Raw genomic sequence first — 9,433 nt, 5'->3', positions numbered from 1 at the left:
TTATGGCTGAGCTTATGGCGGGGTGTTGTTTCTGTCTGTACATATGCTAAACTCTTTTTAAGTTTTGAGCCTGCGCCCTCGTGAATTGTGAGTCTTCCGCCAAGTTGATACACAATTTCGGGGGCGTATGTGTTTATAGTCTAAAATTACTCTGCAATAATCATTTTGTCTAATCATCAGACGGTGAATGGTGACAAAGTTCACTGCCTGACGGACTTTAAATTCCCATTTTCTGAGACGATTCATTATGTAAATTTACAGAAACCCTGTTATTGCATTAGCTTTTCATTGCCTATTTTCAAATAAAATGGCTTACTTGGGATTAATTAACAATTAAAGAGGAAATACTATGCAATATACTACTTACATGGAAATCTCAGGGGCAGAACAAGGATTGTTATCGAAAAACTGTTCAGGCAATGATGCTCATAAAGATAAAATACAGCTCCACTCCCTTGAGTTATCAAAAGGCATTGATGGCTTAAGTGATATAGACAAAATCATTTTAGAAAAAAACGTAGATGGTGCATCACCTTTATTACTTAATGCTATTGATAAAAATGAAAGTTTAGAATTAAAAATCTTTCAGTGCATTGATGATAAAACAACCCATGAATTTAAATTTCAAAATGCATTTATAGAAAAAATAAATACTAATTTCTCAGAAGAGAATAAAAGCTCACCCTGTGAGAGATTACAAATAAAAATAGCTTGATAATTACCATTAACAATGGGCGAAAAAAAAGTTAACGCCCATAAAAAAAGAAGCAACTATGAATACAAAAAAAAACAGCATTTACTTATTAAGTAAGTTATCACAAAAAGAAAATAAATCTTTAAGAAATGCATATGAAAGAGAAATTAAACTCTTAAGAGATGAGGTTGAAAAGGAAAATAAATCTTTAAGAAATGCATATGAGAAAAAAATTAAATCTTTAAGAGATAAACGTGAAAAAAAGATCACATCGTTAAACGATGAACATCATGAGAAAAAAATTAAATCGTTAAACGAAGCATATGATCAGGAAATTCAATATTTAAACGATTCATATGAGCAGGAAATAAAATTTTCAAACAAGTCATATGAGCAACAAATTAAATCAAAAGATAAATATAATCAATGGATTGGTAACTTATTTCACTGGGATCTGCAAGCAATAATTGTAATCAGTGCTATAATATCATCCTTATATTTAGTAACAATATTTGCAACAAACAATAGTCCATTGGTGATGTTTTATATTTTCGCTTTTATATGTTTCTTCTCTATTACTCTTCTCTCATTTGTAGTGGCATTAGATAAAAAAATAAGCTTTTCTCTATATTTAAAAGCAAAGATTATTTACTTTTTTAGTTATTTTCATCTTCGTCATTAAGATACTTATCTAACATTAAATACATTTTATGTGTTAGATTTCCAACTCTATAAGCAAGCATTGGCTTGCTACTAACAAATATTTTCCTTTCATAATCAGCCCGTCCCCACCTAAATAACCTGATCCCTTTTTCAGTGAAAAGTTTATCGAAAATTGAAGATTTTTCTAAGCCGAATGGTGTTTCTACAGGTAAGTGTATAATCCGTTTAGTTTTATCAAATTTAGTCAAAACTCCAAATGCAAAATAAACGCTAATTGCGAAATCTACAGCATCATAGGCAATTTCCCCAACACCTTCCTTGGCACCTAAAGCTAAAAAACCTTCTTCCGTTAAAAATCTACCAGGATTTATGGGATCAATTGCACCATCTGTAACTGCATAAGCGATATTGGTAACTCCCTCTATTGTATCGCTAAACCCTGTAGCCGCCCCTAGAAGTCCCATCGTTTTAAGCTCTTTACTATTTATTAGCTTCCCCGCTCTAAACGTCACAACTCCCAACCCGAACTGCACAGCACCACCGATAACAGCCCCCGTCTTTTCCGCATAAAAGACAAACCCTTTCCCTGAGTATTCTTGAGTATTTAAGTAAGATTGTTTATCTTTTTTTCGCAATTGTTCATAACCATATCTTTCCGATTCAAATTCCAATTGTATTTCATCTACATATTGTGAAGCCTGTGTCCAATATTCACCGCCTCTCCCTTGTTCATAATTATATAAAGCCGCCTGAAAATCATTCTTTATCAACCTAACAACCTGACTTATTTCATATTTATAGCCATTTTTAAACTCAATATCATCCAACAAATAAGCGGATGAATATTGAGAAAGCTTAATTAATTCATTGGCATAAAAATTAAACTTTGTCTCTAACGGTGATGACATTAGTACACCCTCTCTTCCCATATGCTATAAGAGCTGGTTCCGGCAGTTACATGTTCCCACGTGATGGATTTAAATTTAATGGATAGAGATTCCTCGGGTTGCGCATCATTATGTGTTATGGAATTTGGACAAAAGAAATTGATATTCACCAACGATGCTTCGGTTAACTTAATTTTATAATATAATTCAAGACCACCATTCATCGCAGTTCGATAAAAGAAAAATTCACAGGTTAATATTTCATTTGATGTTAATGCCTGTGATAATAGAGGAGATGATTTATCGATAGGTTTACGTATATCTATAGGCTGAAAATTTACATTTTGATGCATTGATAAGTTAGAGGATAATTCATTAACCAATATTTCGTCTTCGTGACCTTTTTGAAATTTATTCCCTATAGAATCTACAGTAGAACACCCTCCAGAGATTAACCCCTGTTTTTTTCCTTGTAACTTAAGATAAATAATATTCGCCATTACTATACCCTATATAATTTACTTTAAAAAAGCATGATATTACAAAAATGATTCAAAATAAAATTTTAAAAATGAAAAAAATTATCTAATCCATACGTTAAGATACCCATAAATCATTATGTCAAACGGGTGAGGTTAGTCACTAAAAATACCCATTAGTGACGTTAAAAACTCCTGCAAAAAGGAATAAGATTAAAATCTGTTTCTAAGATGACTGCAAATAATGATGCCGAGTTAGCGTATTGAGTAGGGATTCTGCCTCTGACCTACGACTGCCAGTATACTAACCTGTTTAGCCTGATCGTCTACCTCGTAAAGCACATGTTGCCCTACTAAACTTATGCGGCGTACATCTTCACCATAGCGTGAATCGACTTCGTACAGACGGGGAAATTCTGCCAGTTTGTCTGTCGAGTTCAGGAGGCGATCCGTTACGTTTCTGGCATCCCAGAGTGATGAGTTTTCCGCGATATAGTCAAAAAGCGCCATGACGTCTTCGATAGCTCCCTGTTTCCATTCGACGTCATACGTCATCGCGTAACGCCTGATAACGATTTTGTAACTGTTGGCGAAGTTGTTCGGTAGTGATGCCTGGGCGACTATCAGCACGTGCGATCGCAACTTTGGCTCTTACCCGTTCTTCGTACTCAGCCTGTGCCAGTTCCTCGTTAGCCAGTCGTTGCAGAAGTTCCGCATTTCGGGTTGCGTTGTCGCAGGGCATGATCCGAGGCAGATTCTCCGCCAGTTCACGCAGGAAGTTGGCGTTTTCATAGTGGGTTGTGTTGTTCATTGTCATGCTCCAAAGGTTTTTCTGCTGGTTGTGCCAGAAGATTGACTTGTGCTGATTATACGCCATTAAATTTAATTAATTAAATTAAGTCGTGAATAGCTGATCTCAGGGGGATGAGCCGGAACTGTCCAAAATTTTGTTGTGTTAATCCCCATTCGTGGCGCCACTTGGTAAAACCCAAGTGACGCCAGTAAAAATCATATCCAAGGGTGTGGCCTGTCTGATGTTAGACAAAACTTAACCCAATGAAGCCAGTAATAAATATCGGCAGGCTTTAGACAAACAATCTGCAAGTGACTTATCAAGACTTCATTGTCATGATTTATTTCGGGGCTTGCGTTCTATCAGGCTACCAGTGTTATCGAAATAGCGGCTGGGCCAAATTTGGGAGGGATGAAGCTTGAGGTAGTCGGCAATTATCCATTCACCTTTTGGCCAAGGTCGGATCAGGGTATTGGCTAATGTGGATGAACTTAACCCTGCTTTACGGGAGATTGCTGCTAAGGTAGTTCCTTGTTTACGTAAGGCGGCAATGATATCGGCAGGATGCCAGTCTTGGTTCGCATTCATATCTGTTTCACCTCATGTTATTGGTGGCGATTCAAATAGGGTTCGCAGTACCGGGAGTGTTTAACCGGTGAGTCATTACCTCTCCTGTTTGAATCACCATAGATAAAAGGTGAAAACAGACACACAGGTAAAACTTGTTTTACCTGTGCTGATGAATCTCAGGGCTGCGACCCCTTGCTATCAATTTTAACTGATAGCTATTTCAGATTACCGAATTAACTACTTAAATAAGTAAAATAGTAAGTTAAATCGATATTTAATTGGTGTTATTAGTGTGTGTTTGTGACCTCATTCACCTCATAAGTTTCCAGTAATCGGCTTAACTTACGTATTTTTTTCATGGTGGCGTAGATACAGCTATGGAGATGTCGCACATTCTCATGTATGTCATCTTTTCGGCAGAGATACTCTGCACATTTAATCAAATCAGTGGCATCTCGTGCCAGTGCATAGGCATTTTTTGAGGTTTGGTAAGTAAAGAGTTTAGCCATGTTTTACCTCTATTCGATAAGGTAAAACAGTTAAATGTACAGAGGAACACCAGAGGATTATTTTCATTTTTGCTTTCTCTAATTTTATGGTGGCGACTCAAACAGGGTTCGCAGTACTGGGATTCATCAAACCAGCGAGACAATAGTCTCCCCTGCCTGAATCGCCATTGAGAGGCAAAAACAGGCACACTGGCAAGCAGATAACGTTACCAGTATTGATGAATCTCAAGGCTGCGACCCCTTGACTATCGGATTTTGCCGATAGCGTTATCAGGTTAACGGGATAATTAAAAACATTCAATAATAAAATCAAATGAATGCGACAACGAAAACAGCGACCTGTCACTCAAAACTTGTTTTTGGGTGGCGGGTCGCTGTTGACCAACGAGCGAATGCGAGGCGGTAGGGTTTGATCAAATGACAGAATGCACATAATCACCACCGTATAAAAAATAATACATATCACTCGCTGGCAAATTCCTCATAAGTTTTAAAGTAAAAAAAACGGTCTGTAATTTCAGGAGATAAGGACTGTAGACGCCCGCCAATCGAGGCAGCATCAACGGCGTAAAATATTCGTTTAACCCTGTCCCGTAACTGCGAATCGGGGAACAGATACACCACACCCGCCCAATTATTCACTGTTATCTGATTCAGATAGATTTCGACGATTTCACGGTAGCGTTTCGGGGATTTCGCCACCCGTTCCACTTCCACCGCCCAGATGTTCCCGTCCTTGCGCATTAGTCCGTCAGGGTATTTCTGCCCTTTTTCCAGCTTGAGATTGCTGGTCGGTTTCCATTGATACCCGTGATGTCTGGCCGCAAGGCTTAACCGCTGTACATCAAATCGGTGTGCCAGTGTGCTGAGGGTGATTTTTGACGGTTCAAACGCTTTCAGCTTAAACGGGTCATCATGGTCATCCAAGACCATGACAGCCCCGTGCTGGGTAATGCCATACACGTTAAAAGGTCTGTAACCGCCTAAATCCACTTTTTCGGTGCTCAGTAACCCTTTGGCACACATTCGGTTTAACGTCGTGTACACCGTACTGGTCGCCGTATAATTCAGTACCCTGCTCAGGATTTCCGCCGTTGAATAGATTTCATCTTTCAGGAACCGCAGGATAGCCTGCTCGTTATCCTGTTTTTTTGCCATGCGCTCTTTATAGGAGCGGATAAAATTATCGCCACCCATTGTCATCACGACTCTCTCGGTTAAAGTGTGTCTGTGCCACAGACTCGGTAACAGCCTCTTCACGTTGCGGTATTTCTCCGGCATATTCAGGGAAGGATGAAACAGGCTCACCCGCTGAAAAATGAAAATCAGGCTGCTTGAGGGTGGGGTATTCGGTTAATGCAATCTCCCGCCGCGTGGCCTTAATCGGTTTGCTATACGCAATCCGCGCCAGCCCGACACCAATCATCACGGCCGCGCCATCGGGCAGGTGCTGGATAGTGTTGGTGTCGATGAGTTCACGTTTTTCTTTAAATACGGTGGTTTCGGTGCTCATCAGTTCAACATTGCCGGTCTCTGTGGTCACGTTGCGCCGTTCACTATCAACCAGTATTTGCCCCGTTTGTTTGCTCGCCCACTCTGCCACCTTGTAATCTTTCATGCGGTAAATCCATTTAATCGGCGTGTTGTCTATCACCGTTGCTTGTGCAACTTCCGGCTTCATATCGGCACCACACTGACCAAAATCACCGAGGGACTGGTGTGTCAGCAAAATATTACAGTTCTTGTCACGTACTGTGCCGAGGGCTTCCAGACTGGATTTTGAAAGCAGGTACTTAACCTCATCGAGAAAAATATTCACGTGCGTAGTTTCATGAAAACGGTCGCGCTCCTCGATAATCTGTAAGCAACGCACAAACAACATTTTTTGCAGCATGATCACCGATTCATCACGCAGAGAGCCGACAACATACAGACAACCGCCATTAAGGATAAAATCCTTTAAATCAATCCCCTCATGGGTCTGTAAAACGGACAACGAGCACAATTCCTGTAACAGCGTCATAAAACCACTGGCGGACTCCCTGACCTTTTGTGGCAAACGTTGCGCCGCGTCAAGTAAGGCAGCGACATCTGTACCGTGTTCAAACTGGGACGACAGCATTCGAACCGCTTGGCGGTCATTGTCACGGTAAAAATCCGCATTATCGCCCCGCCGTCCGAGACTGAAGCCCGATACCAGTAATTCATTGAGCTGATAAGAGGACAGGTCACGGAAAATATTCAGTTGTGCAGGTTTACCCTGGCGTAAATCCAGCAGTAAAAATTTATCAGACTGCCCTTTGAGAACGTGCGGGGCAAATTCATCGTTCTTCGGATCAAAAACGATGACCGTGTCATTAAACATTCCGGTACACTGCGCCAGAGCACAACAGGCCAGCACACCTTTACCACTGCCGACTGATCCCATTATCTGAACATTGGATTTCACCCATATCTTGCGCGGGATGTAGATAGGGTGGCGTTTCTCGTCCAGTCCGAGGAATACGGCATCCTTGGCCGCCGCCGTATTAAAATAATCAACCGGATTAAAATCAGGCACAGACGCAAATTGCAGTGAACGGGCGTCAGAAAGTTCGCCCGTTCGCCCTTTGTGCTTATTCCGCTTTTCAATGATAACGCGGTTAATGTCTGCATCTTTTCTCGCCATAACGTCACGGATAAAAATAAAGTAAACCAGACTCGATACAATCCCCCCTGCTACCAGAGAACCCGCCAGCCAGAATGCCGGATAAAAACGGTTTTCACTAAACCATAACTCAAGCGTGACTTTGTCATTGATGATAAAGCAGGCAAAAACTAACAGAAGATAAGCTAAGGCAGTTAAACCAAACAACGCGCTCACCAATGACATAAATAGCCGTGCAATCCAGCGTCTTGCATAAATACGTTTGGACGGATTATCCAGATTCGCTTTCTGACGCCACACTAACGGGATTGTTTTCCCATCACCCGTTTTGTTGTGCAATTGCGCTTTTCGAATCGCCTCACTGCTCACACCCAGCAGGCTATAAGCATGTAATGTCCGGCTCAAAGTAAAAAAAACAAAACTAAAAACAAACCCGCAAACAGCAACAGCCAGCCAGTCCGCTTCAATGACAGAAAACGCGAACGGATACGCTTTCAGAACAGAATACAACGCCGATGATAAAGACATACTCCCCCTCTTTTTGGTGAAATTCTCGCGCCCCTGCGTGAGAAAGAGGCTCAGAACGCCCCAGCGTGATAAGCCTCGGTTTCATACTTTCGCATTGCGTCCAGCTTGCGAAAGTACACAAGAAACAGTCTGCCCCAGCAGATTTTTCGCTGTGCCATAAAGCACAACGAACCTGCCCCAGCAGGTGAGAGAAAAACACAACCCCAGTTGTGATTTTTCGGTGGGCTGCGCCCCGTCAAAGTGAATGCCAGTGAGCGCATGACCAAAATGAAAAACAGCGAAGCGTTAGGTGCGTTCAGCGGCGTAGTTTTTGATTTTGGTCATGCGTGAGCATGACGGGGCGCGGGTGAATTTCTGACGTTGGCGGCGTCCAGCCGACATAAGACAGAAAGAGGGGAAAAATGAATGTTGGCAGGCGTCCAGACTGACATAAATGAATTTTTCCCTTTGTTGTTTTCGCAGCCCTAGCGAAGAAAATAACCATGCCGACAGGCATAAAGATAGCTATATAATATAGGTGATTAAATAAATTGTTAAGTAAAAAAGGGTTCTTATATAGCTATTGAGTGACCGTGCAAAACATTAAGTTCAGTAGATATTCCGCTTCCTCGCCCACTCGCTCGCTGCGCTCGGTCGTTAGGCTGCGGCGAGCAGACGGTGCTAAAAAAACCAATGTTCTTTAGCTAACGTCAAAAGACAAAAAAGCCCCAAAAAGGGGCTGTTATCTGATATAGGCTTATCTGGTCTAGTCGAGCAGTCCGTTTTTCTTTTTGTGGTAGTACCATGCGCGGCTGATACCTAATTTCTCCCACGGCTTGAGCGTTCTTTCAGAGTCCGCTACCGCCCCACGCTTAGAGATTATCCCTCCTTTGCGTCCTCTGGCGGCCTGGATCTCTGGCGTATGCGTGTCTGCAACATACTGCGCGAACGCCTTTTCGCTCATACGCTGGTGTGTCCACTTGGCAATACTGCGCCCGATACAGGCGCATTCCGGCAGCGATAGCGGGTTGGTCAGCTGGACGTTGTACATTTCCACACGCTGAATGACGGCCAGTTGCCACTGGGCAAAATCGGGATACCCCTGCCTAATCGCCCTGTAAGCCCACCTGCGCGTTTTTTCGAATAATTCACAGTTACGCCCCAGCCCGTAATTAAAATCGTTTACGCGGGCTTCTGGGACGTTAAAATCAACATAATCGGCAAGTTCGTCCAGCGTGTAGACTGCCTGACGCCATGTTGTTACCTGCCAGTGCTGGTTAAGGGGGTTTTTGCAAATCAGTCCGCTGTAATTCACGTCTGCACGGAGTTTCACACACAAGCCACGTTCTACCGATGCGGCATATTTCAGGGCTTTGATACTGGCATCGGGGGCAGTTCTGACGGCTGTTTGTAGCCCATAAAGCAGATGGGCATGTCCGTTCGTCTGGTTCTTTACCGTGATGTTGGGGGCAGGCGCGTTGCTGTCCGTCCAGTCTATCGCCGCGCCAACGCGATCAACATCAAACACAAACCAGAAAGCGGCATGGGGGGGATTGTGTTGGATGTAACGGGCGAGCTTGGCCACATCGGCGTTATTGATACGCAATCCATAGAGTAAATCATCCGTGTGATAGGGTTTTCGGGGCAAATGGTCGGCAAAATAATCCAGTGCAAAACTAGTCAT

General features: G+C 42.4%; 11 protein-coding genes. 2 read left to right on the top strand and 9 right to left on the bottom strand.

Annotated elements, in window-relative coordinates; translation table 11 throughout:
- Window positions 1-349: 349 nt before the first annotated feature.
- Complete coding sequence (locus AC5JQI_RS20030) at window positions 350-715, top strand: type VI secretion system tube protein Hcp (protein WP_493908175.1); 366 nt, start codon at window positions 350-352, stop codon at window positions 713-715.
- A 58-nt stretch (window positions 716-773) separates the two neighbouring features.
- Entirely contained in the window at window positions 774-1,376 is a 603-nt protein-coding gene (locus AC5JQI_RS20025; protein ID WP_275384560.1) for a hypothetical protein, read from the top strand.
- On the opposite strand, the gene AC5JQI_RS20020 is transcribed toward AC5JQI_RS20025, so the two are convergent.
- From AC5JQI_RS20020 to AC5JQI_RS19980, 9 genes are all read right to left on the bottom strand, one after another.
- On the bottom strand, window positions 1,351-2,265 hold the full coding sequence (locus tag AC5JQI_RS20020) for a DUF4225 domain-containing protein (protein ID WP_493908174.1): 915 nt from the start codon (window positions 2,263-2,265) through the stop codon (window positions 1,351-1,353). The two genes, AC5JQI_RS20025 and AC5JQI_RS20020, sit on opposite strands and share 26 nt — an antisense overlap.
- Window positions 2,265-2,744, bottom strand: coding sequence for an Hcp family type VI secretion system effector (locus tag AC5JQI_RS20015; protein ID WP_275384218.1), 480 nt, complete (start codon window positions 2,742-2,744; stop codon window positions 2,265-2,267). Before AC5JQI_RS20015 ends, AC5JQI_RS20020 begins: the two co-directional genes overlap by 1 nt.
- A 234-nt stretch (window positions 2,745-2,978) precedes the next feature.
- Entirely contained in the window at window positions 2,979-3,278 is a 300-nt protein-coding gene (locus AC5JQI_RS20010; protein ID WP_275384219.1) for a type II toxin-antitoxin system RelE/ParE family toxin, read from the bottom strand.
- Window positions 3,268-3,534, bottom strand: coding sequence for a plasmid stabilization protein (locus AC5JQI_RS20005; protein WP_493914896.1), 267 nt, complete (start codon window positions 3,532-3,534; stop codon window positions 3,268-3,270). Before AC5JQI_RS20005 ends, AC5JQI_RS20010 begins: the two co-directional genes overlap by 11 nt.
- A gap of 315 nt (window positions 3,535-3,849) precedes the next feature.
- On the bottom strand, window positions 3,850-4,104 hold the full coding sequence (locus AC5JQI_RS20000; RefSeq protein ID WP_273584441.1) for a helix-turn-helix domain-containing protein: 255 nt from the start codon (window positions 4,102-4,104) through the stop codon (window positions 3,850-3,852).
- A gap of 269 nt (window positions 4,105-4,373) precedes the next feature.
- A complete protein-coding gene (locus AC5JQI_RS19995; protein ID WP_273584440.1) occupies window positions 4,374-4,595 on the bottom strand; it encodes a hypothetical protein in 222 nt (73 codons plus the stop codon).
- Between the two features lie 462 nt (window positions 4,596-5,057).
- The gene (locus AC5JQI_RS19990; protein WP_493914897.1) at window positions 5,058-5,798 is read right to left on the bottom strand and encodes a replication-relaxation family protein; all 741 of its coding nucleotides are present in this window, start codon (window positions 5,796-5,798) and stop codon (window positions 5,058-5,060) included.
- The gene (locus AC5JQI_RS19985; protein ID WP_275384221.1) at window positions 5,779-7,770 is read right to left on the bottom strand and encodes a type IV secretory system conjugative DNA transfer family protein; all 1,992 of its coding nucleotides are present in this window, start codon (window positions 7,768-7,770) and stop codon (window positions 5,779-5,781) included. The genes AC5JQI_RS19990 and AC5JQI_RS19985 overlap by 20 nt, the downstream gene beginning before the upstream one ends.
- Before the next feature lie 745 nt (window positions 7,771-8,515).
- Entirely contained in the window at window positions 8,516-9,433 is a 918-nt protein-coding gene (locus AC5JQI_RS19980) for a replication initiation protein (protein WP_337167711.1), read from the bottom strand.

This window comes from Xenorhabdus sp. XBWT (assembly GCF_059072735.1).
The sequence above is the reverse complement of the archived record's forward strand: the minus strand, read 5'-3'. Positions and strand labels throughout refer to the sequence as shown.